The sequence below is a fragment of the Achromobacter sp. 2789STDY5608621 genome (assembly GCF_001299375.1).
GTDB classification, from domain to species: Bacteria; Pseudomonadota; Gammaproteobacteria; order Burkholderiales; family Burkholderiaceae_B; genus Achromobacter; species Achromobacter insuavis.
Window position 1 is genome coordinate 180410 of sequence record NZ_CYTU01000006.1, and the last position, 23435, is coordinate 203844.

The 23435-nt window shown below is 65.6% G+C and carries 28 protein-coding genes and 3 tRNA genes; 13 read left to right on the forward strand and 18 right to left on the reverse strand.

Going from position 1 to position 23435, the window contains the following annotated elements:
• Positions 1-61: 61 nt before the first annotated feature.
• Positions 62-460, forward strand: coding sequence for a Cd(II)/Pb(II)-responsive transcriptional regulator (gene cadR / locus AOZ53_RS09450; protein WP_003098965.1), 399 nt, complete (start codon positions 62-64; stop codon positions 458-460).
• Between the two features lie 67 nt (positions 461-527).
• On the opposite strand, the gene AOZ53_RS34970 is transcribed toward cadR, so the two are convergent.
• Positions 528-902, reverse strand: a complete 375-nt coding sequence (locus AOZ53_RS34970; protein ID WP_055312603.1) for a DUF3703 domain-containing protein — start codon at positions 900-902, stop codon at positions 528-530.
• 12 nt (positions 903-914) lie between these two features.
• The gene (locus tag AOZ53_RS34975; protein WP_023657334.1) at positions 915-1118 is read right to left on the reverse strand and encodes a sterol desaturase family protein; all 204 of its coding nucleotides are present in this window, start codon (positions 1116-1118) and stop codon (positions 915-917) included.
• A gap of 417 nt (positions 1119-1535) precedes the next feature.
• On the opposite strand from AOZ53_RS34975, the gene AOZ53_RS09460 reads away from it, so the two are divergent.
• On the forward strand, positions 1536-2171 hold the full coding sequence (locus AOZ53_RS09460; RefSeq protein ID WP_003098972.1) for a cation efflux transmembrane domain-containing protein: 636 nt from the start codon (positions 1536-1538) through the stop codon (positions 2169-2171).
• 723 nt (positions 2172-2894) lie between these two features.
• On the opposite strand, the gene AOZ53_RS09465 is transcribed toward AOZ53_RS09460, so the two are convergent.
• The 11 genes from AOZ53_RS09465 to AOZ53_RS09515 form a co-directional block, all read right to left on the reverse strand.
• The gene (locus AOZ53_RS09465) at positions 2895-4925 is read right to left on the reverse strand and encodes a DNA topoisomerase III (protein ID WP_003098974.1); all 2031 of its coding nucleotides are present in this window, start codon (positions 4923-4925) and stop codon (positions 2895-2897) included.
• A 283-nt stretch (positions 4926-5208) separates the two neighbouring features.
• Positions 5209-5649, reverse strand: a complete 441-nt coding sequence (locus AOZ53_RS09470) for a single-stranded DNA-binding protein (RefSeq protein WP_003098976.1) — start codon at positions 5647-5649, stop codon at positions 5209-5211.
• Between the two features lie 73 nt (positions 5650-5722).
• Positions 5723-6250 carry a DUF3158 family protein gene (locus tag AOZ53_RS09475; RefSeq protein WP_003098978.1) on the reverse strand — a complete coding sequence of 176 codons (528 nt, stop codon included), beginning with the start codon at positions 6248-6250 and terminating at the stop codon, positions 5723-5725.
• Positions 6247-7038: a PFL_4669 family integrating conjugative element protein gene (locus AOZ53_RS09480; RefSeq protein ID WP_003098981.1), complete on the reverse strand. Its 792-nt coding sequence runs from the start codon at positions 7036-7038 to the stop codon at positions 6247-6249. Before AOZ53_RS09480 ends, AOZ53_RS09475 begins: the two co-directional genes overlap by 4 nt.
• A gap of 429 nt (positions 7039-7467) precedes the next feature.
• Positions 7468-8706: an STY4528 family pathogenicity island replication protein gene (locus AOZ53_RS09485; RefSeq protein ID WP_005408896.1), complete on the reverse strand. Its 1239-nt coding sequence runs from the start codon at positions 8704-8706 to the stop codon at positions 7468-7470.
• 3 nt (positions 8707-8709) lie between these two features.
• Entirely contained in the window at positions 8710-9270 is a 561-nt protein-coding gene (locus AOZ53_RS09490) for a DUF2857 domain-containing protein (protein WP_003090097.1), read from the reverse strand.
• Positions 9271-9284: 14 nt separating this feature from the next.
• Positions 9285-10964 (reverse strand): ParB family protein, encoded by a 1680-nt coding sequence (locus AOZ53_RS09495; protein ID WP_003098985.1) that lies wholly within the window; start codon positions 10962-10964, stop codon positions 9285-9287.
• A complete protein-coding gene (locus AOZ53_RS09500; RefSeq protein ID WP_003050422.1) occupies positions 10957-11226 on the reverse strand; it encodes a hypothetical protein in 270 nt (89 codons plus the stop codon). Before AOZ53_RS09500 ends, AOZ53_RS09495 begins: the two co-directional genes overlap by 8 nt.
• Positions 11210-12085 carry a ParA family protein gene (locus AOZ53_RS09505; protein ID WP_003098988.1) on the reverse strand — a complete coding sequence of 292 codons (876 nt, stop codon included), beginning with the start codon at positions 12083-12085 and terminating at the stop codon, positions 11210-11212. The genes AOZ53_RS09500 and AOZ53_RS09505 overlap by 17 nt, the downstream gene beginning before the upstream one ends.
• Before the next feature lie 42 nt (positions 12086-12127).
• On the reverse strand, positions 12128-12340 hold the full coding sequence (locus AOZ53_RS09510; protein ID WP_003090093.1) for an AlpA family transcriptional regulator: 213 nt from the start codon (positions 12338-12340) through the stop codon (positions 12128-12130).
• A 118-nt stretch (positions 12341-12458) separates the two neighbouring features.
• Positions 12459-13205: a hypothetical protein gene (locus AOZ53_RS09515; RefSeq protein WP_003120040.1), complete on the reverse strand. Its 747-nt coding sequence runs from the start codon at positions 13203-13205 to the stop codon at positions 12459-12461.
• Between the two features lie 450 nt (positions 13206-13655).
• Between AOZ53_RS09515 and AOZ53_RS09520 the strand changes: the two genes are divergently transcribed.
• Positions 13656-14156 (forward strand): DUF305 domain-containing protein, encoded by a 501-nt coding sequence (locus AOZ53_RS09520; RefSeq protein WP_003098996.1) that lies wholly within the window; start codon positions 13656-13658, stop codon positions 14154-14156.
• A gap of 520 nt (positions 14157-14676) precedes the next feature.
• Positions 14677-15009, forward strand: a complete 333-nt coding sequence (locus AOZ53_RS09525) for an immunity protein Imm33 domain-containing protein (RefSeq protein ID WP_054487626.1) — start codon at positions 14677-14679, stop codon at positions 15007-15009.
• Between the two features lie 36 nt (positions 15010-15045).
• Here the strand turns inward: AOZ53_RS09525 and AOZ53_RS09530 are convergent, their stop codons facing one another.
• Both AOZ53_RS09530 and AOZ53_RS09535 read right to left on the reverse strand, forming a co-directional pair.
• Complete coding sequence (locus AOZ53_RS09530) at positions 15046-15684, reverse strand: FMN-dependent NADH-azoreductase (RefSeq protein ID WP_054487628.1); 639 nt, start codon at positions 15682-15684, stop codon at positions 15046-15048.
• A complete protein-coding gene (locus AOZ53_RS09535; protein WP_054432954.1) occupies positions 15681-16127 on the reverse strand; it encodes a GNAT family N-acetyltransferase in 447 nt (148 codons plus the stop codon). The genes AOZ53_RS09530 and AOZ53_RS09535 overlap by 4 nt, the downstream gene beginning before the upstream one ends.
• A 110-nt stretch (positions 16128-16237) precedes the next feature.
• Between AOZ53_RS09535 and AOZ53_RS09540 the strand changes: the two genes are divergently transcribed.
• The gene (locus tag AOZ53_RS09540; RefSeq protein WP_054487629.1) at positions 16238-17653 is read left to right on the forward strand and encodes a MocR-like pyridoxine biosynthesis transcription factor PdxR; all 1416 of its coding nucleotides are present in this window, start codon (positions 16238-16240) and stop codon (positions 17651-17653) included.
• A 54-nt stretch (positions 17654-17707) separates the two neighbouring features.
• Here the strand turns inward: AOZ53_RS09540 and AOZ53_RS09545 are convergent, their stop codons facing one another.
• Positions 17708-18187, reverse strand: a complete 480-nt coding sequence (locus AOZ53_RS09545) for a carboxymuconolactone decarboxylase family protein (protein WP_054432950.1) — start codon at positions 18185-18187, stop codon at positions 17708-17710.
• A 189-nt stretch (positions 18188-18376) separates the two neighbouring features.
• On the opposite strand from AOZ53_RS09545, the gene AOZ53_RS09550 reads away from it, so the two are divergent.
• From AOZ53_RS09550 to AOZ53_RS09570, 5 genes are all read left to right on the forward strand, one after another.
• Positions 18377-18452: transfer RNA gene (locus AOZ53_RS09550), tRNA-Gly, on the forward strand.
• 308 nt (positions 18453-18760) lie between these two features.
• Positions 18761-18836: transfer RNA gene (locus AOZ53_RS09555), tRNA-Gly, on the forward strand.
• 54 nt (positions 18837-18890) lie between these two features.
• Positions 18891-18964, forward strand: a tRNA-Cys gene (locus AOZ53_RS09560).
• A gap of 92 nt (positions 18965-19056) precedes the next feature.
• Positions 19057-19401 (forward strand): hypothetical protein, encoded by a 345-nt coding sequence (locus AOZ53_RS09565; protein WP_054487649.1) that lies wholly within the window; start codon positions 19057-19059, stop codon positions 19399-19401.
• Between the two features lie 2 nt (positions 19402-19403).
• Positions 19404-19994 (forward strand): DUF2946 family protein, encoded by a 591-nt coding sequence (locus AOZ53_RS09570; RefSeq protein ID WP_054432948.1) that lies wholly within the window; start codon positions 19404-19406, stop codon positions 19992-19994.
• Positions 19995-20041: 47 nt separating this feature from the next.
• Here the strand turns inward: AOZ53_RS09570 and AOZ53_RS09575 are convergent, their stop codons facing one another.
• Positions 20042-20494, reverse strand: a complete 453-nt coding sequence (locus AOZ53_RS09575) for a nuclear transport factor 2 family protein (RefSeq protein ID WP_156333330.1) — start codon at positions 20492-20494, stop codon at positions 20042-20044.
• Positions 20495-20591: 97 nt separating this feature from the next.
• The gene (locus AOZ53_RS09580; RefSeq protein WP_054433086.1) at positions 20592-20993 is read right to left on the reverse strand and encodes a DoxX family protein; all 402 of its coding nucleotides are present in this window, start codon (positions 20991-20993) and stop codon (positions 20592-20594) included.
• A 123-nt stretch (positions 20994-21116) separates the two neighbouring features.
• Between AOZ53_RS09580 and AOZ53_RS09585 the strand changes: the two genes are divergently transcribed.
• Genes AOZ53_RS09585 through aat form a run of 3 tightly spaced genes read left to right on the forward strand, consistent with a single transcriptional unit; the run spans position 21117 to position 23387 of the window.
• A complete protein-coding gene (locus tag AOZ53_RS09585) occupies positions 21117-22049 on the forward strand; it encodes a LysR family transcriptional regulator (protein ID WP_054432946.1) in 933 nt (310 codons plus the stop codon).
• Positions 22050-22059: 10 nt separating this feature from the next.
• Positions 22060-22641, forward strand: coding sequence for an NUDIX hydrolase (locus AOZ53_RS09590; RefSeq protein ID WP_054432945.1), 582 nt, complete (start codon positions 22060-22062; stop codon positions 22639-22641).
• Positions 22638-23387, forward strand: coding sequence for a leucyl/phenylalanyl-tRNA--protein transferase (aat, locus tag AOZ53_RS09595; protein ID WP_054432943.1), 750 nt, complete (start codon positions 22638-22640; stop codon positions 23385-23387). Before AOZ53_RS09590 ends, aat begins: the two co-directional genes overlap by 4 nt.
• The last annotated feature ends 48 nt before the right edge of the window (positions 23388-23435 follow it).

Consider the following 23435-nt stretch of genomic DNA (forward strand, 5'->3'; position numbering starts at 1 on the left):
GATGCCATCATTAGAAAACCTCTAGTAGATATAGAGTCAAGTTTTTTTATAGGAAGCAACCATGATGCGGATCGGTGAACTGGGCAAGAAGGCAGATTGCTTGGTGCAGACCGTGCGCTTTTACGAGTCAGAAGGCTTGCTGCCCGAGCCTGCACGTAGCGAGGGCAACTTCAGGCTCTATGACGAAGTCCATTTGCAGCGCTTGCTGTTCATCCGCCGCTGCCGGGCGAAGGACATGACGCTGGATGAGATCCGTCAACTGCTGAACTTACGGGATCGGCCAGAGTTGGGCTGCGGCGAGGTGAACGCGCTGGTCGACGCTCATATCGCGCAAGTGCGGACCAAGATGAAGGAATTGCGCGCCTTGGAGCGCGAGTTAATGGATCTGCGACGCTCCTGCGATAGCGCCCGAACCTCGCGCGAGTGCGGCATTCTCAACAGCTTGGCCGAGCCCGCCTGAAGCTCGAGCGTGTCATCGGTGCTGGAAGTGATCGGGTCCAGTTCTGAGAGCCACGTGCCGCGCTCCATCATGCGAAAGCGCGCGGTTCTGACGTTTTGAGACGGCGTGCGACCGAGGGCGTGGCCCACAGGAGCCAGCGCGAGCCGGACGACCTGCGCGCCGCAATCTCCGCCACCTTACGGGTTCTCCAGGCCAGACCGAGCATCGCGGCGTGGCTGCGCAGGTGCAGGTGCAGGCCAAGGTAGCAGTGCGCCACGACGCGGCCCGACTCATGGGCACGCCACGCAACTCGCGATCGCTTCGCAAGAAGCCGCAAGGCCCGACTCGCGCAAGAATGCGACGTGGGCAAGATCGTATAGCCAGCAGCGCAAGCGTTTGCCGCTGCTGGCCGGCTCCGGAAGGGATAGACAAGCTGCGGGCCGTAGTCCATTGGAAAGTCCATCTTTCTTGAGTGTCACTCTTTGGCGCCCAGCGTGTGCTTTTGCGACCGGAAAGCGCTGAACAAGTGGCCCCCGGGCATCCAGAAATCGCCGTAGTTGACTTGGGCGTCTTCGTGCTCACGCTTGTGATGCCAGCGATGGGCTTCAGCCACCCCGATCAACAATCCCAACGGCCCGACCCGGTATCCCAGATTGGAGTGCTGGAAGGCCAGATGCACGACCAAGAAGCCGAGCCATGCGCCGACGGCCAACCACAGCTTGGAACGCCGCTACTGGCTCAACGGGGAGTGGAAAGGCCGCCCGCCCTCTAGCAAGGCGGCACAAGCGAGCGCGACGATCACTGTGAGTAGCTCCGTCGGAAAAGACGGCCGGCCGGTCGCGAGCTCGCCGAAGAGCACAACCGCAGTGGCGCCACGGATCAGTGGATAGCAGCCATACCGGATGACAGTCGCAATGAAGGGGGCGCATTGGTGCTCATCTGTTCTGTCCTAAAGCTCTGACTGGATTGGAAAACCTTCTAGCTACGGTAGAGTCAAGGGCGTCCGGGAAGACCCTGTGGCAAGTTCGTTGCATCTGCGCCTTGACTCTCCAGCCGCTACAGGCTTCAGCATCCATCGATTTGGAAGGAACAATGCATGGCTGAAAACCACAGAAATCACGAAAACGACGAGTTGGGCCGCCTAGATGCGAGCGATGCGAAGGACCGAAAGATTCTTCTGACTGTGTTGCTGATCAACCTGACGCAGTCCGCCGCCGGCATTGCCCTTGGCATCTGGGCTGGCTCTACGGCGCTGATGGGCGCCGGGTTGGACAACCTCGCCGATGCGTCGGTCTATGCGGTTAGCCTGTATGCCGTCGGTCGTGCGGCAACGGTCAAGGTGGGCGCGGCCCGCTTGTCGGGTTTCTTGCTAATCGGCCTGGCCGCGCTGCTGCTGTTGGAAGTCCTACGCCGCTTCGCTGGAGGGGAAGAGCCTGTCGGCCCAGCCATGATGGCCATGGCCGCGCTGAACGCGGCTTTGAACCTAGTGTGCCTCAGACTACTGCGCCGCCATCGCGGGGAAGATGTGAACTTCAAGGCGTCAGCGATCTTTACCAGCAACGACTCCATCGTCAATGGTGCGATTGTGCTGTCCGGGGTGCTGGTGATGGGGTTCGGGTCGAACATCCCGGATCTGGTGCTGGGCGTCATCGTGGCCGCAATCGCAGCGAATGGGGGGCGGGAAATCCTGCGCGAAGCATCGGAAACAGCTCGCCGTAAGGCGGGCACATAAGGCATGTTTTCGCCCAGTTCATCCCGAGGTTTACCTCTGCAAAAGAGGTAGTCCAGCCTTTGGGCTACGGCCTCGGCTGCAGCCGAGCGTACCATTGGCGATGGCCGCGCGATAGGCGGGCATGCCGTTCTCGACCTCCGTCTGCCGTACAGCAGCGGTGCGCAAGGTTGAGGGTGCATGTCGTCTCTCCTGTTCGTGTGGCCCAGGCCAATGGCCGGGCCGGGACGTTGATGGGCAGGAGAATGGCGCCGAAGGCCCAACGGCCTTCGGCTCGGGAGAAAAGAGGAACCACCCGTGGGCTGATTGGCAGGCCCGGTCGTCGCTAGAACCATCTGCTCATCAAGCAATCACACCCGGCCCATGTCGTGGCTGGGGCCGGCATCGTCTGGCGCACATCCGCGCACAAAGGGAGCCCGTTTTTGCACCGGCGGGCACCGGCACCGATTACCGCTGACCACGAAGGGTCTCCCGGTGGCTCGTGCAGCCTGGCAAGCCACCGGGAGACCCTTCGCAGAGGGCGGAAGAAACGCAGATCAACAGAACGCGCGTGGTGCGGCTCGCAGAGAAGCTACCTTCAGGTCCCGCGGCCGGGGACGGCTGGGCGGGACGCGCACACGGATCAAGAAGGCGTTGCGCGCTGGGCGTCCCGCAGGGCATGCGGCGGAGTGCGGGACAGGGGCCACGCCGCCGAAGGCGGGCACGGCTCACGGGGAACGGGGGCGGTCAGGAGCCTTTGCGGCCGCTACGGCGCGGGCGCGAGGCGCCGCGCTTGGAGCTGCCGGATTCGACTGGCAGCGTGCCTTTGCAGTCCGGGTAGCGGCTGCACGACCAGAACGGGCCGCTCTTGCCGCTGCGCTGGCGCGTGGGTGCGCCGCACTGCGGGCATGCCGGCCCTTGGGGAACCTTGATGGACAGGGAGGCGCTGCCGTACTGCGCAATCAACTGCGAAATCCACGCGGCCTGCTTGCCGATGAACACGTCCAGGGTGAGCTGTCCGGCCTCGATCATGTCGAGCGCCTGTTCCCAGACGGCGGTGGTGCCAGGGTCGGCAATCGCCGCAGGCACGGCATCGATCAAAGTGAAAGCCGCATCCGAGGCGCGGATGGCGCGCCCCTTCTTCACGAGGTAGCCGCGAGCGATCAGGCCGCCGATGATGTTGGCCCGCGTCGCTTCGGTGCCGATGCCAACCGTATCCTTGAGCTTCTGCTTCAGGCGGGGATCGGACACCAGCTTGGCGACGCCTTTCATGGACTTGACCAACTCGCCTTGCGTGTACGGTTTGGGCGGCAGCGTCTTGAGTGCCTTGAGATCGACGTCGGCCACCTGGCATGCCAGGCCCTCATACAGTTTCGGCAGCGCGGGCAGCACCTGGGCGCGGACCGCAGTATCGCCCTCGCCATCACCGTCTTCGGCCTGCGGCTCGGCGAGCACCTGGCGCCAACCCGGGATGACAACCTGCTTGCCCGTGGCCGCCAGGTTCTGCCCCCCGCACGAAAACTTGGCCACAGTTCGGTCGAACTCGTGGTGAGGGAGGAACTGCGCCAGGTAATGCGACCGGATGAGCCTGTACACGGCCAGTTCCTTCTCGCTCATGGCGGAGAGCTTCGCCGGTTCGAGCGTCGGGATGATGCCGTGGTGCGCCGTGACCTTGCCATCGTTCCAGGCGCGCGAGCGCTGCGAGCGGTCGAGCTGGCCCATGATCGAGCGCAGCGAGGGATCGGTCTTGAGCAGGCTGTCGAGAACGGTGGGCACTTCGGCAAACATGCTCTCGGGCAGGTAGCCGGAGTCCGAGCGGGGGTACGTCGTGGCCTTGTGCGTCTCGTACAGGGCTTGGGCAATCTCCAAGGTTTCCTGCACGTCCAGCCCAAGCTGCTTGGAACACACTTCCTGCAAGGTGCCCAGGTCGAACGGCAGCGGCGGGCCTTCGCGGACACGCTCAGTCTCCACCGACACGACGTGGGCACTGCCCGCAGCGCGGATCTGCTGCATGGTCTGCTGTGCGACCGGCTGCCGCAGGCAGCGGCCTGCGTCGTCGGTGCACGCATCGGGTGGAACCCATTGCGCGGCGAAAGTCGAACCGCCTGCGAACAGGGACACGGCGATGGCCCAGTATGGTACGGACACGAAGCGCGCGATCTCGCGGTCGCGGTCCACAACGAGCTTGAGCGTCGGGGTCTGTACGCGGCCGACCGACAGCACGCCGTCGTAACCCGCCTGTCGCCCCAGCACCGTGAACAGCCGGCTCAGGTTCATGCCCACGAGCCAATCCGCACGGGAGCGCGCCAGCGCCGAGTGGTACATCGAAAGCGTCTCGGCCGAAGGCCGCAGCTGGCCCAGTGCCGCCCGAATGGACGCATCGTTGAGCGCCGACAGCCACAGGCGTTCGATGGGGCCGCGGTAGCCGCAAAGCTCCACGATCTCGCGGGCGATCAATTCGCCCTCGCGGTCGGCATCGGTGGCGATAACCAGGTGAGTCGCCTTCGCCAAGAGCGCCTTGACGACCTTGAATTGCGTGGCGGTCTTCGGTTTGACCTCGACCCGCCAGTGCTGGGGAATGATGGGCAACTGCTCAACGGACCATCGTTTGAGCTGCTCGTCGTAGGCCTCGGGCGGCGCCGCCTCCACGAGATGGCCGATGCACCAGGTGACCGTGACGCCGGAACCGTTGAGGCAGCCTTCACCGCGCTGCGTGGCGCCGAGAATCCGGCCAATGTCTTTGCCCTGGGAGGGTTTCTCGCACAAGAACAGCCGCATATCCGTCCATCCCGATTCCTGTTGTTCATGGAGTTGCTGGGATCGAGGATGCCGAGCGCAGCCCCTGGCAGCAGCAAACAAGCCGCATGCGGCAGCGACCGCTTTCACGCCGATGAAATGGCGAGTGCGGGGAAGGTGCGTGGCCGGAAGTGTGCGGGCCGAGAGCCGCGATTTCCGGGAGCGCGCGTGGAACTCGGTGGACGTTGGTGGAGCTATCCCCTGGGGATAATTCGCAGCGCATGGAGGGCGGCGAAGCACTGCGGCAGCCGCCCTCCATGCCCGATCACTTCCTGCGCTTGGTCTCTTTCGGCGCCGTCGATTCCTGGGTGGCCTGGGGCTTCGGCTCTGCCTCCTGTGGCTTCGGGCTGAGGGCCACAGACTCGATGCGGTACGGCAGGATGCCGACACTGCGCGCGTTGACCTGCCAAGTCTCACGCGGCTGATCTTCGTTGTCCGTCCAGGGGTCGCGCTCCATGCGGCCGACGACCAGCACCCGCATGCCCTTCTGGTAGAGCTGCTGCCAGCGGTCGGCGTCGTGGTGCCAGAGTTCCACCGGCGCCCAGAAGCCGCCGCGGTCCTCGAACTCGCCGCCCTTGGTGGGGACGGGGTTGTCGAAGTACACGTTCAGCCGGAGCAACCGGCGAGGATCGTCGTTGCCATTGGGGAATTCGCGGTACTCGGGAGGCGATCCGATGTTGCCCTCGCCGATGAATTGTGTGCTCATGTTGGAATCTCCGTGGTGGTTGAAATACCCGTGCCTCGTTGGGCTCGGGCGCGTGCTCGGATGGCAGGCGCAATCACCGATCGCGCACTGCGGCAGGAACGGACGCGAGCCGGCGCAGGTAGGTGTTGTCCGCCTGCGCGGCCTTGCTGGCGCATTCCTGTGCTTGCCTGCCCAGGGTGTGCAGCAGGCTGATCTGCATGTTCAGCATGACGCGCTGCAGTTCGATCTCGTGCAGGTCGTGCAGCAGGTTGACCGGCGTGCTGGGGCTCGCCATCAGCTCCTGCCACAACGCCACGCCCATGGCCGATCGATCGTGCTTGCGCCAGCGAAGAAAGGTCGTGCCTGCGCCAGTGGTCTGCTGGGCCAGCTCGACGGGAAGCAGGTGGAAGGGATGCCCGCACGCCTGTGGCAGCACCTGTCGCTGCGCCAGGGCAATCAACTCGTCGCGCATGGCGAAGCACTGGCTGGCCCAGGCCTCGAAGTCCCCTTTACCTTTAAAAGGCTTTAAAAGGCCTTTTAGAGAGGCCGCGTGTTCCAGCCGCATGAAGGCTGGCTGTTCCAGACGACGGAAGTAGCGCGGTTCGCGGTTCGGGTCGCTCATGCCGGTTCGTCCTCGCCGGCGGCTGTGGACTTGGCCTCGGCCGAATCGGCGGCAGCGCCTTCGTCGGTGGGAGATGCGGCTGCGGCAGCGCTATCACCACGCTGTTGCAGACCACGGCGCACGACGGGCGGCGCAAACTTCGAGCGGCGCATGCCTTCGAGCACGTCCTGCGGCAGTTCGCCGAACTTCTCCAATGCTGCCCGAGCTGCGGCGTTCTTGGCCGCGAAGTCGTCGCGGGTGCAGCCCGAGTAGCGGTATTGCTGGGCCAGGCTGAACAGGCTGCGCAGCGCGTGGGCACCTTCGTTGAGCCAGCGCTCCAACGTCGAGCGATCGATCAGCGCGGTGTGGTGGGCGAGGATCAGCTTGCGCGCGATGTCGTCGTAGTCGGCCAGGAGATAGACGGCGGCAAAGCCCAACTGCGCATTGACGAACAGCGGAAGCTTGACGGGCTGCACGTTGAGGTTCTCGCCCAGGGTCAACGCGGCGGGCACGCCGGCCAGGGCCTGGTCCACCTGGTCGCGCAGCGTCTGCAGCGTGGTCCTGGTCTGGTCGAGCTTGTCTTCGATGCGAAGCATCCACCAGTCGCTGTATGGGTCGTCCTGCTCCGAGCCGCGCTTCATCTTGTTCATGACGGCGATGTAGCCGTTCAGGCCGACGATGCCCGGTCGCCCCTCGGCGGCGGCGCGGCCATGCCAGATGCGCGAGGCGTGGTGGGTGTGCAGCGTCAGCGACATCGCGCTGCGCAGGGAGCCGAGGTTGAGTTGCAATGGTTCGTTGCTGGTTGCCATGGTGATCGCTCGCTGGTGGACAGGGAGCCGCCAGCATCCGCATGCAGCGGAAGGCAGTCAGTCAACAAACCGAAATGAGCCGACCCCCGGTTCTGTGCGCGCTGGCGGCGCAGCGCGCAACGGTCCCCTGGGGACCGCTCCGCAGATGGGCACTCACATCGGCGTTCCCGTCCTCGGTTGTTGACGGTATGCGTGCTGCACCGCACGTCGCGCTGCCGTTCGACACGATCCTTCGCCGCGCAGCCGTCCCCAGGGGACCGTTCCGTTGAGCGCCATGGAGGTCTGCTTCATGGTCTTGCATGCGCTCTACTCAGGTTTTGCGCAGCATGTCGCGCCGTCGCCCGGCGCTTCACCGCACAGCCGTCCCCAGGGGACCGTTTCTGCCGACCGCCATGGAGATCTACTTCACGGCTTTGACAAGCCCTGTGCTCAGGATTTGCGCAGCAGATCGCGCAGGCGCTCGATGTGCTGCCGGGCCACCTCGGGCGGCACGACGTTGCGCGGCGGCTCGGTTGGTGGCGCTCGCGCCGCCGATGGTGTTGGCGGTGCCGGGCCGGTCTGCTTGGCCCAGGCATTGAACTCGCCGCGCATGGCGCGCTGGATGATGCCGAACAGATAACCGGCGGGGTTGCGGATGCCATGCTTGCCGCACCGTGCGGCCCATTCGTCCAGCACGGCCTGCCGCAGGGCAGCGTCCACCTGCTGCAACGCCATCTTGGCTCCGGCCTGCTGTTCCGCCTTCAGTTCCGCGAAGCGCTTGGGCCATTGCAGGTCGCCCAGCGCACGCGCCTGCGCGGTAGTACGTACTTCATCAATATGACTACTACGTACTGTACGGTCCTGCTTCGAATTCCGAAGAGCGCCGTCTGGCGCGGGTTTCGGCCCTGCTTCGGATTCCGAAGATGGGCGATCGCCATTCCGAAGAAGGCTCGCGGGCCCTTCTTCGGAATCGTGGACCGCATCCTCCTGTGGATAACTTTCGGAGGCGGTGATGCCCTGGTCGGCCAGGCGCTCGGCGAGCACTTGCAGCCGCGACGGCAAGGTGCGTCCGGACAGCATCGGGTCGTCCGCGATCTCCTGGAGGGTGTTGAGTCCCACCACCTGGACGGCCTTGGCCGAATGCCCCAGCGACTGGCTGACCAGGGCCAGGTAGTCGGCGTCGAGTTGCATCGCCTCGAACGGCGTCAGCGGTTCGTCGTGCAGGACGTAGAGGTTGCCGAGGATGCGACCGGTCTTGGGGTCGCGCCGTCGTCGCACGAGGCTCAGCCAGCGCGTCAGGCGCAGCAGCGTCAGCGCCCGCGCCACGGTCTCATGGGAGGCCTGGCCTGCGCAGGGCATCGACGCCAGCCAGGGGCGCAACTGCTCATAGGTGGGAAATGCCGTGACGCCATCGTCGTTGAGCATCAATCGGAACACCTGCCAGGCGTTGCGCTCCAGCGGTGTCAGGCGGCGGTCGAGGAACAGCCGCCGCGGCACGCTCCCGTGCCGATTGCCACTGAACAGGAAGGCGTCGCCGGACGTAGGAGGCGTGGGCGTTGGAGCAGGCAGGGACGCGGGAGCGCCAGAGCTGGACTTGGGCGCGAGGTCCTTCAGCGCAGCGTCGAACAGGTCGGCGAGTGCGATGGGGCCAGGGCGCTGGGCTCGTGGGGCGGTGTCGTCCACGGCCATGGCCTAGCCCAATCCCTGATCGACCCAGTTCCTGATCGCGGCCCAGACCACCGAGAGCGGCAGCGACATGCCCTCGGCCAGGTCCATGGCCGCATCGAGAATCGAGGTCTCGTCCTCCAGATCGACGTTCCTGCTGCTGGTCACGGCTTTCCATTGCCGCCACAGTTCGGTGTCCTGGGTCTCGTCCAGGACGGGGTGGCGCCCCTTGCGCTTGGGCAGGCCGAGGATCTCCCGCCGCAGGGCGACTTCCTGATGGGTCAGGCCATAGAAGCGGCTGACCATCTCCGTGCTGGCCCCCAGCCGCAGCATGCGATCGACCGTGGCGATTTCCTTCTCCACGTCCTGTGCCTGGTTGAGCAGGCGCTGCAGCACTTCGCGGTTGACCGTGACCGAGCACCACGAGACGCTGGCGTTGGCCAGCACGCTGATCAGCGCGGGGTGCTTGAGCGCATCCAGCTCGGCCTCGCCGAAGCCCATGGCCTTGCAGCGGCGCAGTTGGCCGTTGCGAAGGTCATACAGCGCCTGGGCAATCACGGCCTGGTTGAGCGGATGCGATGTGGACATGCGGCCTCCCTCGCTCACGTCCCGGGCGCCGTGGTGCCGGCTTCCAGGTCCAGCAGACGCCGGGCGAGGCGCAGCAGCCGAAAGAGCTTGACCAACGCCGTGTCGCTCAAGCGCCTTGCGCCGCTGCCATGGCCTTGGCTCTGGCCGTGCAACAGGGTCGGCAGGTCGGCGGCGAGCTGCGCGCCGTCCAGGCCCGCTTCGGCGACGGGCTGACCCGTCAGGGAAGTGAGCAGCGTCAGCACCGCGCGGCCGAGCGGCGACGGGGCTTGGCCGCGGGCGCGGCACGCAAACCCGATGCCATCGGCGCGATCCTCGATGCACTCGTCCAGGCCTGCCTCCCCGGCGATCTCGCGCGCGAACTGCGCGATGTGGATGCGCAGCCGATCGGGCGTGTCCAGGCCGGCGTCGATGTACCAGACGTCGGAGATCGGATAGAGTCCGCCGAGTTGCACCGGGATGGACTGCAGCACGCTCGCCGAGAAGTCGGGCGGCAGCGCATCGCCCAACTGGTCGGCGACCATGCGCTGGATCGATTGGAGCCGTTCTGTCGTCGGTGCTGGCGAGACGATGTGCTCGCGAAGCAGATCGCCCGGTGCGGCCGGCTGGCTTCCCGTGGCCGCTTCGCCAACCGCCGTGTCGTCGTGGCGCAAGGTGGGCTCGGACGCCGGAGGGCTGGCGGGTGGAGGACCGGCCGCCGCTGCAGGCGTGGCGATGGACGATGCTGCGCCCGGCGGAGTCGGCGTGCCGGCGGTGGGCGAAGGCAACGCCGGCTGCGCCGCAGGTGGCGTCGGGTCACTGACCAGCGCCCGGTGGCGGCTTTCCGATTCGGTCAGGTCCAGCGCCAGCACGTCGTAGCCGATGCCCAGCAGCTCGGACATCTGGCCGATCAGCTCGTCTTGCACGCGCTGCGGCGCGAACTCGTCGCCCTGCGTGTCGAACTGCGCCAGCACCTCCTGAAAGAAACTGTCGAAGTCCAGCGGCAGCGAACGGTCCTTGGCGTAGTGCTCCCAGGTGCGTTTGCAGGCCGTGCGCATGACCGACAGCCGCTCGACCTGGTGGCGCCCCAGGCCGCCATAGAGCACAGTGGGAATGGCGGGCAGCAGGTAGCGCACCGCGTCGGCCATGCGGGTGATGTGCGACCGCTGGACGGGGAAGCCATCGGCCGCCAGGCGGCGGGCCAGTTCCGACTGGCTCAGGGCGGCGCCGCTCTCCTGCTCGTAGAACTCCCGTGCTTTCTCGACGCCGAGCGCGCGCTCGATGAACGTGAGGCCGCCGCGCAGTTCGTTCTCGGCAAGATGCCCGGTCAGCGCGACGATTTCACCGCGCTCCGGCCATGGTCGGAACAGGCACGATATGCGGAAGAAGCGTTCTTCCTTGGTCTCCGACCAGAGTTCGCGCAGGATCGCCAGTCGCGTGTTGCCGCCGTTGCGGATGATGTAGTGGTCCTCGCCGGGCCTGCGCGTGATGGCCGGCGCCGCGTCCAGGCCGCGCTCGCGGATGGATGCCTTGATTTCCTCGTAAGCCGGGTTGCGCTTCATGCGCGGGTCATGGTCGTAGGGCCGCAACTGGTCCAGCGTCACGACCATGGGCGTGTCCGCGATCGGGTCGCTCAAGGCCGTAGCCGCTGGGCCGCTGCGCTCGAAGCCGGCCGCGAGCAGCTTGCCTGCCATGTCCTGCGAGGTCATGTCAGCCATGGCCGCACCCCTCGCAGTCCCCACGACCGCCGGCCGGCGCCATGCGGGCCTCTCGCTCGGCGCGGCGGATCTGCGCACGGGCGTTCAATTCGGCCCGGTGGTCACTCGCTGTCGAACTCGTGTAGATCGCCGCGCAGCCGGCCTTGGTGAACTTGAGGTGCCCGCCCGGCGTGCGCTTGACGTGCCAGCCCTCACCGACCGCGAACTCGATCAGGGCGCGCAGCCGCTTGTGGCCGCGGGCCAGCTCATGTGCGTTCGCCATGGGGCCTCCCAGGATCAAGAGGTCGCTGCGGGCGGCCGGATACTTGAGCCAGTCGGTCCTGCCATTGCGGGAACAACTCGCTGGCGAGCGCGCGCATCGTGTCGAGCGCGGCAGGGGCGACTCTGCCGGGCGGCTGGCGGTGCTCGACCCGATGCACCGGCAGGCCGCGCGTTGCGGCACGTGGATACGCTTCTATGGCCGGCACGTCGGTGGCGAGCACGCGGATGCCGGCGCTGTCCTGGAACAGGTCGCGCAAGGCCTGCTGGATCAGCCGTGCGTTGGCGGACACCGGGTGGACGCGGTTGATGAGCAAGTGCAGCGGCGGCGGTTCGATGCCCAGGTGCCGGTACGGCGCAATGTCTTCGAGCAACTGCATGGTGCCGCGCCGCAGCTCGCGTGCCGCGAGGATCTCCGGCGTGACGGGCGACAGCGCGAGATCGGAGGCGAGCACCGCCATCTCCAGCAGCACGGAACGCGCGCCCTGGGTGTCGATCAGCACCAGGTCGTAGAGGGGAGCAAGTGCTGGCAGCAGATGCCGCAACCGCAGGCGGCCATCCGGCGCATGCAGCAACAACGTGTTCAGCTCGCCCCGGTGGTCGTCGGACAGCACCAGGTCCAGGCCCGCGATGATCGTGCGGGACACGAGCTGGCCAAGGTCGCGCTCGTTGAAGGCCAACAGCTCATAGATGCCGCCCGGCGCGCGCTGGGTCAGTTCGTAGTAGGAGGACAAGGTGGGCTGCACGTCGAGATCGAGCAGCAGCACGCGCAGGCCCGCGTCCGCGGCGAGCCCGCCCAGGTTGGCGGCCGTCGTGGTCTTGCCGACGCCGCCCTTCGTTGAAATGATGGACACGACCTGCATGGCGCTCTCCGGCTGGGAATGGGAAGTCCGCGGGAGAGCGGGTCAGGTCCGGTGGTTGAGGCGCTCGGCGATCCACTGGTCGATTTCGATCGAATCCCAGCCGACAGCGCGCACGCCCAGGCGCAGCGCCTGAGGGAACTGGCGCTTCTTCATCAGGTTGTAGATGTGGGCGCGTTTGAAGCCGGACTTCGCTTCGACTTCATCGAGCCGCAGGATGCGGCGCTCGTTCGGCGGGAGTACAGGGGTCTGCGACATGGCGGTCACTCCTGAACGCTCGGTGGCGTTTGTTGGCGTGACCTCTATTCAATAGACCTGGCTGCGGAAAGACATTGCAAATGCAATCTCCGCGATTGCACATACAAGCTGGATAACCTCATGCGCTTGCGCTACGAACGTACCTCTTAGCGTTGGCGAACTTTCCGTTTAAGGTGCGCTCAGTGATGCCCATGGTGCCGCCGTAGTGGGCGACCAATGCAGAGACAAGGGCCTCCTGCGTTTTGAAGCTGGAATAGGGCACGCCTGAAGGCGACTGGCTCAGCATCAGCGTCAACATCCCTCCAATGATGTTGAGATAGGTCGTTTCCGCCCGTTCGCTGATCTCGCATTGCTTGGATGCCAACAGCACCGAGGATTGCTTGAGTAGCGTGTCGTGCTGCTCCTGCAGTTCTCGCATCTCACGTCGGGCTTGTTCAAGCGCGGCCTGAAGGGCCAGCCGCTCCACGAGGATCGCCTGTCCTGTTTCCATGGTGATGAAAGGATGCGCCATGCGTTCGCCACGGCTGAACAGAAATCCTGGCCGGTGCTCGGGATAGTGGGTGCGCATCCAGCGTTTTAGATCGACATGGCGAACAGTCAGATCCAGAGAATTGAGCAGCTTCGGATCATTGAGCGTGATCCCGTTCTTGCCGTAGGGCAGCTCTCCGTTGAGGATGCCGTCATAGATACGTTCCGAGTGCAGCCGGCACTCATTCCATCGAGGGCAGTTCAGCGACCGAGGCAGGACACGCGGTGACGCGATCGTGGCCAGGATCATCGGGAGATACCGCAGCAACCCAGCCCATCGGATGGCCGCCTCGATGGGACGATAGAACACCTTTGATGTTGAAATGTCCTTGTGCATGTCTTCGTCTCCTTTCGGGTGCGCTACATCACCGGCTCCTTTCTTGCCCAAGGGCTGTTGTGTCGTTATGGCCTGCGACGGACGCTTGAGGCGATGCCCTAAGCGAAGGCGGAGGAGGCCATTGGCGTCCGCCGCAGGTGGCCTTGTCTTGCTTGATATGCAAGAATCGATCAGTTGCCGGCCCATCGAGCGATGAGGACGCAAGCTCGATATTGGCGCTCACGGTACCAGCGTCATAGGTGGCGCAAAGCCCATCAAGACCGATTTGGTATAGTCTGATATCCAGACGGTTCAAGACCAGCGAGTTGAAGCGTTCGACGCCCCTACGTCCAGTTGGTGACTGGAAATCAGCGGTTAGTGATGCATCGCTCCACATGCTGATATATCGACAAAGTATCTGCCGCAGTACCAGTGACCCTGCCAGGTTGCCCCAGCACATAGGAGACGGAGATGGCTGAACATTCCCATGAACATCAACATCACACATCCGGTCAGATGGGTAAGCACGGCCGACCATACGCCAAGTTCTGGGTGAACATGGTGTTGGGCCTCGTCGTCATGTACTTCGTAATGTTCAGCATGATCGACGGCGCCAGGGACTTCAGAAACAATCTCAACATGCTCTACATGGCGGTCACTATGTGGGCGCCAATGGGCATCTTCATGCTAGCGACAATGCCCGGCATGTTTCCAAACCGGCGGCTCAATCTCGTGCTGTACGGCTTGTTTGCCGTTCTCACACTCGGTTCTTTTGCCGCTACCCGTGCTCAAACCGGAATCGGCGATCGACAGTTCATCGCGTCTATGGTCCCGCACCATTCGGGAGCGATCCTCATGTGCCGCGAGGCGCAGCTCTCAGATCCGGAACTCGTCAACCTATGCCAAGCGATTTCCGATGGCCAGCGCGCGGAGATCGAGCAGATGAACCGGATTGCTGCACGCCTTCGTTGAGGCTGGCTGCCACTACACTGGCGCCGCGTTGCGCTCCGGCGAAGTTAGCCGCAGCGATGTAAAGATGAGTACTTGCGGTGTTCCGATGCCGGCGGTTGTGTCCTACAGCCGTCCAGGTGCCAGGCAGTCCACGCGACACCACCCCGCGCTGCCTGCGGAGCGAGCGCAAGTCATGATCGTCGCAAGTTGGAGTTCGATAGCGAACCCGCTCAGCAGCTGGACGCATCAGGCGTAACGACGGGTGGATGGATCATCCTTGGACGCTGGTGGAAGTGGTTGGATGAACTTTGTTGCCGAGGGCGAAAAACAAGGCTATAATTGAGTTCTTCGCTGATCACCACAGTGGAGAAAGTGATTGGGAAACAGAGACTTAGCGCTCTAGTGCATGACTCGTCTCCCGCTCCAGATTTTATGGGCAGTGTCTTCACACTGCGCATGTTGCAAGAAAGGGCCTGCGGGCCCTTTTTTCATTTCCGCGGCGACAATCACACATTCGCGACAACAACCGGAAATGGCCTGCATGACGACACCCCCGCGAACGGCGGCACAGGACGAGATCTGCGCCCGATACGGCATGCAGGGCATGGCGCCGGAAGAGATGGTCGCGGTCGCCCTGCATACCCTTGGCGCCATGCCGATTTACGGCACGCGCATCGCGTTGCCGCGTGACGGCACCGTCAGCTGGTTCATCCACGGCGGCGAATACTCGAACGCCGACGACTTCTACCAGCCCCTTCACACCGCGCATCTGGCGACGCTGCTACCGCGGGTCGTCGATTACCTGCGCCTGCCGCCAGGCGCGAAGTTCATCATCGACGACCAGGGCTACGAAGACGTGTGGATGGACGCCTAGCGGCGTATCAACCCAGAAGGGAGCCGGGCACGGCGCCTAGGCGGCGACCTCGGCCAGGGTGTCGGCCGCATCCGCGAAGTACGCCGCGATTTCCGCCTGAGTCCGCAGCCGTGCCGCCTCCAGCGCCTGTCCCCCCATCGCGCTGCCTTCCACCGAAAAGAACGTCAGGCGCTTCAGGCCGATGGTGGCCAGCGCCACTTTCAGATAGGGCGTCAGGAAATCCGGCTGGCGCGCCTCGCCCCCGGAGAACAGGCCGCCCGACGACACCGCCACGAACACCGGCTTGTCGGCCAGCACCCCGATCTTGCCTTCGCGCGTCACGGTGAACGTGCTGCGCACCCGCACCACGTGATCGATCCACACCTTCAAGGCCGAAGGCACGGTGTAGTTGTGCATCGGCGTGGCGATGACGACGTAATCGGCCTCGACCAGCGATTGGATCAAGCGGTCGGACTGATGCAACGATCCGGCGGGATCGCCGTCCGGATCGGAGGGCGATCCCAGCGCCCACGCGTATTCGGCATCCACATGCGGCAGCCGGTTGGCGTCGATCTCGACGAGGTCGCGGCCACGCGCGGCATCCGCCCGCGCCAGGCCATCGACGACGAACTGCGACAGCCGGTGGCTTTCCGATTCCGCGCCGCGCGGGCTGCAAGTCAAACGCAGGACGCTCATGCCGCTTGCTCCCCCAGCACCTTGCTGAAACGCATCGCCCCAGTCAGCAATCCCTGACGGAAGTAGAAGCGCTGCGCCAGCGCATTGGCCAGCCCGGTGTCCAGCACCAGCTTGGCGCAGCCGGCCTCGCGCGCCATGCGTTCGAGCGCCTGCAGCAGGGCGGCGCCATGACGCGCGCCACGGCTGCGCTCGGTGACGACCAGGTCGTCGACATAGAGGAAGCGGCCATAGATCAGGTTTTCCTGGAAGCGGTAGCCGGCCAGCGCGACAGGCGCGTCGTCCTCCCACACCGCCAGCAGGGCGTAATGCTCGTCGCGCATGCGCGCGACGCGGTCGGCGAAATCGCGCTCGTCGGCCAGGTGCGGGCGCAACTCGCGCATGACCGGAAAGCAGGCGCGCAGCGCCTCGGCGGATTCGATAGGGCGGATGTCCTGTTGACTCATGAGGATCCTGTCTTGAAAGAAACCACCCGCCGCCAGGGCGGGCACAACCATGATGCTAAGGAAGCCATGCCATAATTTGAAGAACCATAAATTGACCTTTCGACTAGGCCATGACGCCCTCTTCCCTTGCCAGCCTGCCGCCCGCCGCTTCCGGCGACGAACCGCTGTACCGGCAGGTCTACGAGCGCTTCCGCGGCGCGATCGCCCAGGGCACGCTCAAGCCGGGCGACCGCATCCCGTCGGCGCGCGCGCTGGCCAAGGACCTGGGCGTGGCGCGCGGCACCATCGAGATGGCCTATTCGCTGCTGCACGCCGAAGGCTATGTGCAGCCGCGCGGCCAGGCCGGCACCGTGGTCACCCCCGGCCTGCAGGCGCAGGCCGCGCCCCGGCCGCTGCCGCCGCCCGCCAAGGCGGACCCCGACATCTGGCGCCAGCCACCGACGCTGCTGCCGTTCCAGATGGGCCTGCCGGCGCTGGACGCCTTTCCGCGCAAGATCTGGGCACGGCTCGGCGCCCGCCACCTGCGCGCCACGCAGGCGGCCGACCTGTCCTACCCGCCCGCCGACGGCCTGCCCGCGCTGCGCACCGCGATCGCCGCGCACCTGCAGGTCGCGCGCGGCATCCACTGCTCGCCGGCGCAAGTGTTCATGACGTCCGGCTATCGCGAGAGCCTGAACCTGGTGATCCAGGCGCTGCTGCAGCCCGGCGACGAGGTCTGGGTGGAAGACCCCGGCTACCCGCCGACGCGTGAGCTGTTGAAGCACTCGGGCCTGACGCTCGCGCCGGTGGAAGTCGATGCCGAAGGCATCATGGTGGCGCAGGGCATCGCGCAGGCGCCGCAGGCGAGCGCCGCGGTCGTCACGCCCGCGCACCAAAGCCCGCTGAGCGTGACGCTGTCGCTGACGCGCCGTCAGGCGCTGCTGGAGTGGGCCGAGCGCAATCAGCGCTGGATCGTGGAAGACGACTACGACGGCGAGTACCGCTACGTCAGCCGGCCGCTGCCGGCCCTGAAGAGCCTGGACCGCCACGGCCGCGTGCTCTATGCGGGCACCTTCAGCAAGGTCATGTTTCCCGGCATCCGCCTGGCCTACCTGGTGGTGCCCGAGGCCCAGGTGCGGCGCTTCGAGGATGTGAACCGGGTGCTGGGCAACGGCATTCCGGGCCTGACCCAGGCGCTGGTCAGCGCCTTCATGCTGGAGGGCCACTTCGCCCGCCACATCCAGCGCATGCGGCGGCTCTATTCGGAGCGCCGCAACGCCACGGCCGCGGGACTGGCCAAGGTGTTCGGCCCCGCCATGCCGATCAATCCGCAACCGGGCGGCATGCATCTGCTGGTGCGGATGCAGGGCCACCAGACGGACCGCCCGCTGGCGCAACGCATGGTCGAGCACGGCATCTATGCGCACGCCCTGTCGCGCTGGACGACCGCCGCCCCATGCGGCGCCGGACTCTTGATGAGCTTCACCAACATCGAGTCCCAGGAGCGCGCCGAGCAGCTCGGGCGCCGCATCCTGGAACTGATGTAGCGACCCGCGTCTTGCCCATGGGCAAGACGACGCCGCCGTCCGCCTCAATCCCGCTTACTTCAACCCGGCCTTGTCCAGGCCGAACGCGGCGTCGGCGGAGCCCGGCTCGGTGCGGAAGGCGACGTTCAGGCGGTTCCAGCCGTTGATGCCCACCACCAGGAAGGTGAGATCCGAGATTTCGGCTTCGGACAACTGGCCGCGGACCTGTTCGTACACCGCGTCGGACACGCCATGCGGGTGCAGCGTGGTCAACGCCTCGGTCCATTCCAGCGCGGCGCGCTCGCGCGGGCTGAACAGGGTGGACTCACGCCAGATGGCGATGTGGTGCAGCCGCAGCTCGCGCTCGCCGCCGATCTTGGCCTGCTTGATGTGCATGTCCAGGCAGAAGCCGCAGCCATTGATCTGCGAGGCGCGGATAGTCACGAGGTCATTGAATTCCCGGATCACGGCCGTCTTTTTCAGCGCGGTGCTGAAGTCGAGGTAGTGCTTGGACAGTTCGGCGGAAACCTGGAAGTAATTCAAACGCTGGGTCATGTCACGGATACCTTTGTGGGAGCCATTGCGGACGACATCGCCGCATGCCCACATAGTGCCGCCAGCGGCCGCGGCGAAAAAGCGCCAAGAATCACCATTTGGCCTGGGCCATAGGGCCTGGGCACGTCCGCTTGCCCCGGCCGAAAATTACGGTATACTCTCGCCTCTTCGCAGTACAGCAGTATCCGCGCGGGAGTAGCTCAGTTGGTAGAGCGCAACCTTGCCAAGGTTGAGGTCGCGAGTTCGAGACTCGTCTCCCGCTCCAGCAGATGCGCCGTTTCATGAACGTCGCCGCATCGTTGGAATCATCCGCCGGATCTGCTTATTGAAACGGTTCGCCAGGCACCATCGGCACCGCCTTCTTGCACGACAGATTCCTGTCGATCCCATCCCCGACTGTCTAGCTTTGCCGCATTGCATCCCGCATGCCTGCATCGTTGCGGCTACTTTTTTTACCTGACGCCCCGGCGAGCCCGCACAAGTCCTAAAAACTGTGTATAATCGCTGTCTTTGGTGGACACGGCCTCTTTCAAAAGCAGCCGACAAAACAGGTTCATCAAACGCAGTGCCCCCGCGGGAGTAGCTCAGTTGGTAGAGCGCAACCTTGCCAAGGTTGAGGTCGCGAGTTCGAGACTCGTCTCCCGCTCCAAATACAAAAAGGAAGCACCGGCCTATACCGAGCTTCCTTTTTTCTTGCAGTACTGGCGCAATGGCAGAGTGGTTATGCAGCGGATTGCAAATCCGTGTACGTCGGTTCGATTCCGGCTTGCGCCTCCAGTATTTCTCCCCCTGCATCTCGTTACCCATCCCTACGCCCAGTCAATCGTTTGATTGCTAAGGTGACGCCGTTTTCATTCGACGACGATCCCATGCACAGCAATCAAAAATCGCGACGCGCCCGCCCCACCCTGCTGGCCTTGTCCGCCGCCACGCTGATGACGCTGGCGCCGCTGGCCGCCGAGGCCGATTCCGACCGCCATCACCGCCATGGCCATGGCCATGGTCATGGTCATGGCCGCGGCGAGTATAAAGAGAAGTACTGGGACGGCGCCTGTGAAGTCGAGCGCAAGTGGAAACGCAACGGCGACTACCGCGAAAAGCGCAAGTGCCGCGACGACTACCGCTACGGTTACGCGCCCCAGCCCGTGCTGGTGCCGGCCATGCCCGCGCCCGCCATCATCATCAACCCGCCCCCCATCATCATCCGCCCCTGACCATGGATCCCTCGGTGAAAGACGCCATCGCCCGCTGGCCCGACGTGCCCGCGGTGTTCGGCTGGCTGTCGCTGGATCCGCGCGGCCGCTGGCGCCTGCATCCGCAAGGACAGGCCGCCGCGGGCGGGCCGGGCGAGTCCATCACCAATCCCCAGATCCAGGGCTTCATCGACCGCAATTACGAACACGACGAGGCCGGTCGCTGGTTCTTCCAGAACGGGCCGCAGCGCGTCTTCCTGCGGCTCGATGCCGCGCCGTACGTGCTGCGTCTCGATGACGCCGGCCGCGCCCTGCTCACGCACACCGGCCAACCGGTGGGCGCGGTCAGCGGCTGGTGGCTGGATGACGCCGGACAGTTGTACGCCATGGCATCGCAGGGCCCCGGCGTGGTGCTGGATCGCGACCTGCCGCCCCTGATGGAACGGCTCGTCACGGACGACGGCGCCGCCCTGCTGGACGTCATCGATCGCCTGGCGCCCTCGCAATCGCTGCGCATCGCGCTGCCGGGCGTCTACGACGCGGCGCCGCTGCGCCTGATCGACCGCGCCCAGGTGCCGGACAGCCTGGGTTTCCAGGCCAACCCCACCGCCTGATCCGGCGCGTTCGCGCAAGACGGCGCGCCGGCGGCAAGCCGCCCGCTTCAGAACATGCCGTTGCTGTTGGCGGATTGCTCGGGAATCGGCTGCACCGCGTCCCAGTGCTCGACGATCTTGCCCTGCTCCAGCCGGAAGATGTCGATGATGGCGTTGCCGCGCGACCCCGGTTCGCGCACCGCGTGCACATGCAGGATCACATAATCGCCATCGGTGAAGACGCGCTTGATCTCGCTTTTCGACTGCGGGTATTTGTCGCGCAGGAAGGCGACGAACTTGCGGAATCCCTCGGGTCCATCAGCCGCGTTTGGATTGTGCTGGATGTAGCGGTCGCCCAGGTACTTCACGGCGGCGTCCGCGTCTTTCTGGTTCAGGCCCTTTTCATAGAAGGCCAGCACGGCCGCCTTATTGGCGGCCTCTTGTTCGGTCGAGGCCTGGACGGCGGGCGACAGGGCGACGGCAAACAGGACTGCGCCGAGGACACGCGTGATGAACGACATGGAATCTCCAGAAAAGCCAAGGCGGCCGGCCCATTCTAGGTGCCGGCCGCCTTGCGGGCGATGCCCAATCCAGTAGACAGTTTGATGCGCGAGCCGATCAGCCGCGGCCGCTCTTGAGCAGCGCGAACTTGCCGTCGCCCAGCAGCGCCAGGACCGCGGCGGCCACCGACAGGAACACCGGATACTCCCAGCCGCCGTTGGGGTTGCTGAAGCCCCAGCCGTTGCCGAAGTGCACGGTGGAGGCAACGAACAGCTGCACCGCGGCGATCACGGCGATCCAGCGCGGCCACACGCCCAGGATCAGCAGCACGCCGGCGCCGATCTCGAAGAAGGTCACCGGATACGCCAGCCAGCCGGCAAAGCCGATCTTGGCGAAGAACTGCGCGGTGCCCGGCAGGGTGAACACCAGCAGCTTGGTCAGGCCATGGGCCAGGAACATCACGCCCAGCGCGATGCGAAGCAGGAGCGCGGCATAGGGCGCGGTACGGGTATCGATCATTGCATTCTCCGTGAGCGAATCGCCCAGGACGGGAAGATTCTTCATGGCCGCTATTCTTGCGATTCCAAAAACAAAGATAAACATGCAAAATCGCAACTTATTGTTCCCCGTTAGGTAACAATCATGGACACCCATACCGCCATGCAGACCTATGCCCGGGTGGTCGAACTGGGCTCGTTCGCGGCTGCCGCGGACAAGATGGGCCAGGCCCGTTCCGTGGTCACGCGCCAGATCGCGCACCTGGAAGAGAAGTACGGCGTGCGGCTGCTGAACCGCACGACCCGCAAGCTCAGCATGACCGACGCCGGCCGCGCCTTCTACGAGCGGGTGCGGCCGATCCTGGCCGAAGTGGCCGACCTGGAACTGTCGCTGCAGGCCGAGGGCCAGGCGCCCAGCGGACGCCTGCGCGTCAGTGCGCCGGTGTCGTTCGGCATCCTGCACCTGGGGCCGGCCATCGCCGAATACCTGCTGCGCTATCCCGACGTCATCATCGACCTGGACCTGAACGACCGCGTGGTCGACCTGGTCGAGGACGGCTACGACGTCGCGGTGCGCATCGGCCCGCTGCAGGACTCGTCGCTGGTGGCGCGGCCGCTGGCGCCGCAGCAGTTGCTGGTGTGCGCCGCGCCCGCCTACCTGGCGCGCCATGGCGTGCCGCAAACGCCCGACGACCTGAAGCAGCACCGCTGCCTGCATTACGCCTACGCCAGCACCGGCAACGAATGGCATTTCGAGAAGGACGGCGTCACCCACCTGGTGCGGGTCAACGCCGCCCTGCGCGCCAACAATGGCGACGTGCTGCGCACCGCCGCGCTGGCCGGACACGGCGTGATCCTGCAGCCGGAATTCCTGGTGGGCGAGGACGTGCGCGCCGGCCGCCTGACCGCCCTGCTGCAGGACTACGCCCACACGCCGATTTCCATGTACGCCGCCTATCCGCACCGGCGCTTCCTCTCGCCCAAGGTGCGTTCCTTCGTCGAACACCTGGAAGAACGCTTCGGCAGCCGCGCGCCGATGGCGCCCGCGCGACGCGCCAGCCGTCGCCGCAGCCGTTAGAATCGTAGCCATGACCGCCAAATCGCCCCTCGAATACTTCCCCGCGCCGCGCCGTGCGAACTTCTGCAGCCAATGCGGCTCGCCCGTGAACCGCCGGGTGCCCGAGGGCGACAACCGCGAACGCGACATCTGCGATCACTGCGGCGCGATCCACTACCAGAACCCGCGCCTGGTGGTGGGCACGGTGCCGGTGCTGGACAACCGCGTGCTGCTGTGCCGGCGCGCGATCGAGCCGCGCTACAACACCTGGACGCTGCCGGCCGGTTTCATGGAGCTGGGCGAGAGCACCGCGCAGGGCGCCGGCCGCGAAACGCTGGAGGAATCCGGCGCGCGCATCCGGCTGGGCGAGATCTACACCATCATCGACGTGCCGCAGATCGAGCAGGTGCACGTCTTCTACCTGGCCGAAGTGCTGGGCCCCGAGCTGGATCCCGGCCCGGAAAGCCTGGAAGCCCGCTTCTACGACGAGGCCGAGATTCCCTGGGACGACCTGGCGTTCCGCACCGTGGCGACCACGCTGCAACGCTATTTCGAGGACCGCAAGCGCGGCACGTTCGGCCCTCACCACTACACCCTAGAATCGCACCGTTGAAGCTGCCCTGGCTCGCCGCCGACACGCCCTTTCCGCCGGCGGAATTCGCCCTGACGGATCCGGACGGCCTGCTGGCGGCCGGCGCCGACCTGTCCACGCCGCGCCTGATCCAGGCCTACTCGAACGGCATCTTCCCCTGGTATTCCGAGGGCGAGCCGATCCTGTGGTGGAGCCCGGATCCGCGCATGGTGCTGGCCTGTCGCGACTTCGCGCCCTCGCACTCGCTGCGCAAGCTGCTGCGCCAGATCGCCAGCCACGAACACGAGGCCGCGCCGCGCATTGAGGTGCGGGTCGACACGGCCTTCGCCACGGTGATGGCGCACTGCGCCGCGCCGCGCGATGGCCAGCCGGGCACCTGGATCACCGCCGCCATGCGGCAGGCCTACCTCGCCTGGCACGAGGCCGGCTACGTCCACAGCATCGAAACCTGGATCGACGGCGAACTGGCCGGCGGCCTGTACGGCATCAACCTGGGCCGCATGTTCTTCGGCGAATCGATGTTCACGCGCGCGCCCAACGCCTCCAAGATCGCGCTGGCCTACCTGGTGCGCTACGTCAGCGCGCAGGGCGTGCAGTGGATCGACTGCCAGCAGCAGACCCGCCATCTGGCCAGCCTGGGCGCGCGGCCGGTGCCACGCTCGCGCTTCCTGCAACACGTGCGCGCCGCCACCGTGCAGCCGCCGCTGGCCTGGTCGCGCGGACGGCTGGACAGCACGGGGCGGCTGCTGCCCCTGGCGGCCGCCTGACGGCCGCCCCGGCGCCTGGCGCCGCGCTCCGTCCCCCCACATCGCGAG

Excerpts from the sequence above, each read along its gene's own strand:
- cadR (WP_003098965.1), top strand. The coding sequence starts at position 62 with ATGATGCGGATCGGTGAACTGGGCAAGAAGGCAGATTGCTTGGTGCAG.
- AOZ53_RS34970 (WP_055312603.1), bottom strand. The coding sequence starts at position 902 with ATGGACTTTCCAATGGACTACGGCCCGCAGCTTGTCTATCCCTTCCGG.
- AOZ53_RS09460 (WP_003098972.1), top strand. The coding sequence starts at position 1,536 with ATGGCTGAAAACCACAGAAATCACGAAAACGACGAGTTGGGCCGCCTA.
- AOZ53_RS09465 (WP_003098974.1), bottom strand. The coding sequence starts at position 4,925 with ATGCGGCTGTTCTTGTGCGAGAAACCCTCCCAGGGCAAAGACATTGGC.
- AOZ53_RS09470 (WP_003098976.1), bottom strand. The coding sequence starts at position 5,649 with ATGAGCACACAATTCATCGGCGAGGGCAACATCGGATCGCCTCCCGAG.
- AOZ53_RS09475 (WP_003098978.1), bottom strand. The coding sequence starts at position 6,250 with ATGAGCGACCCGAACCGCGAACCGCGCTACTTCCGTCGTCTGGAACAG.
- AOZ53_RS09480 (WP_003098981.1), bottom strand. The coding sequence starts at position 7,038 with ATGGCAACCAGCAACGAACCATTGCAACTCAACCTCGGCTCCCTGCGC.
- AOZ53_RS09485 (WP_005408896.1), bottom strand. The coding sequence starts at position 8,706 with ATGGCCGTGGACGACACCGCCCCACGAGCCCAGCGCCCTGGCCCCATC.
- AOZ53_RS09490 (WP_003090097.1), bottom strand. The coding sequence starts at position 9,270 with ATGTCCACATCGCATCCGCTCAACCAGGCCGTGATTGCCCAGGCGCTG.
- AOZ53_RS09495 (WP_003098985.1), bottom strand. The coding sequence starts at position 10,964 with ATGGCTGACATGACCTCGCAGGACATGGCAGGCAAGCTGCTCGCGGCC.
- AOZ53_RS09500 (WP_003050422.1), bottom strand. The coding sequence starts at position 11,226 with ATGGCGAACGCACATGAGCTGGCCCGCGGCCACAAGCGGCTGCGCGCC.
- AOZ53_RS09505 (WP_003098988.1), bottom strand. The coding sequence starts at position 12,085 with ATGCAGGTCGTGTCCATCATTTCAACGAAGGGCGGCGTCGGCAAGACC.
- AOZ53_RS09510 (WP_003090093.1), bottom strand. The coding sequence starts at position 12,340 with ATGTCGCAGACCCCTGTACTCCCGCCGAACGAGCGCCGCATCCTGCGG.
- AOZ53_RS09515 (WP_003120040.1), bottom strand. The coding sequence starts at position 13,205 with ATGCACAAGGACATTTCAACATCAAAGGTGTTCTATCGTCCCATCGAG.
- AOZ53_RS09520 (WP_003098996.1), top strand. The coding sequence starts at position 13,656 with ATGGCTGAACATTCCCATGAACATCAACATCACACATCCGGTCAGATG.
- AOZ53_RS09525 (WP_054487626.1), top strand. The coding sequence starts at position 14,677 with ATGACGACACCCCCGCGAACGGCGGCACAGGACGAGATCTGCGCCCGA.
- AOZ53_RS09530 (WP_054487628.1), bottom strand. The coding sequence starts at position 15,684 with ATGAGCGTCCTGCGTTTGACTTGCAGCCCGCGCGGCGCGGAATCGGAA.
- AOZ53_RS09535 (WP_054432954.1), bottom strand. The coding sequence starts at position 16,127 with ATGAGTCAACAGGACATCCGCCCTATCGAATCCGCCGAGGCGCTGCGC.
- AOZ53_RS09540 (WP_054487629.1), top strand. The coding sequence starts at position 16,238 with ATGACGCCCTCTTCCCTTGCCAGCCTGCCGCCCGCCGCTTCCGGCGAC.
- AOZ53_RS09545 (WP_054432950.1), bottom strand. The coding sequence starts at position 18,187 with ATGACCCAGCGTTTGAATTACTTCCAGGTTTCCGCCGAACTGTCCAAG.
- AOZ53_RS09565 (WP_054487649.1), top strand. The coding sequence starts at position 19,057 with ATGCACAGCAATCAAAAATCGCGACGCGCCCGCCCCACCCTGCTGGCC.
- AOZ53_RS09570 (WP_054432948.1), top strand. The coding sequence starts at position 19,404 with ATGGATCCCTCGGTGAAAGACGCCATCGCCCGCTGGCCCGACGTGCCC.
- AOZ53_RS09575 (WP_156333330.1), bottom strand. The coding sequence starts at position 20,494 with ATGTCGTTCATCACGCGTGTCCTCGGCGCAGTCCTGTTTGCCGTCGCC.
- AOZ53_RS09580 (WP_054433086.1), bottom strand. The coding sequence starts at position 20,993 with ATGATCGATACCCGTACCGCGCCCTATGCCGCGCTCCTGCTTCGCATC.
- AOZ53_RS09585 (WP_054432946.1), top strand. The coding sequence starts at position 21,117 with ATGGACACCCATACCGCCATGCAGACCTATGCCCGGGTGGTCGAACTG.
- AOZ53_RS09590 (WP_054432945.1), top strand. The coding sequence starts at position 22,060 with ATGACCGCCAAATCGCCCCTCGAATACTTCCCCGCGCCGCGCCGTGCG.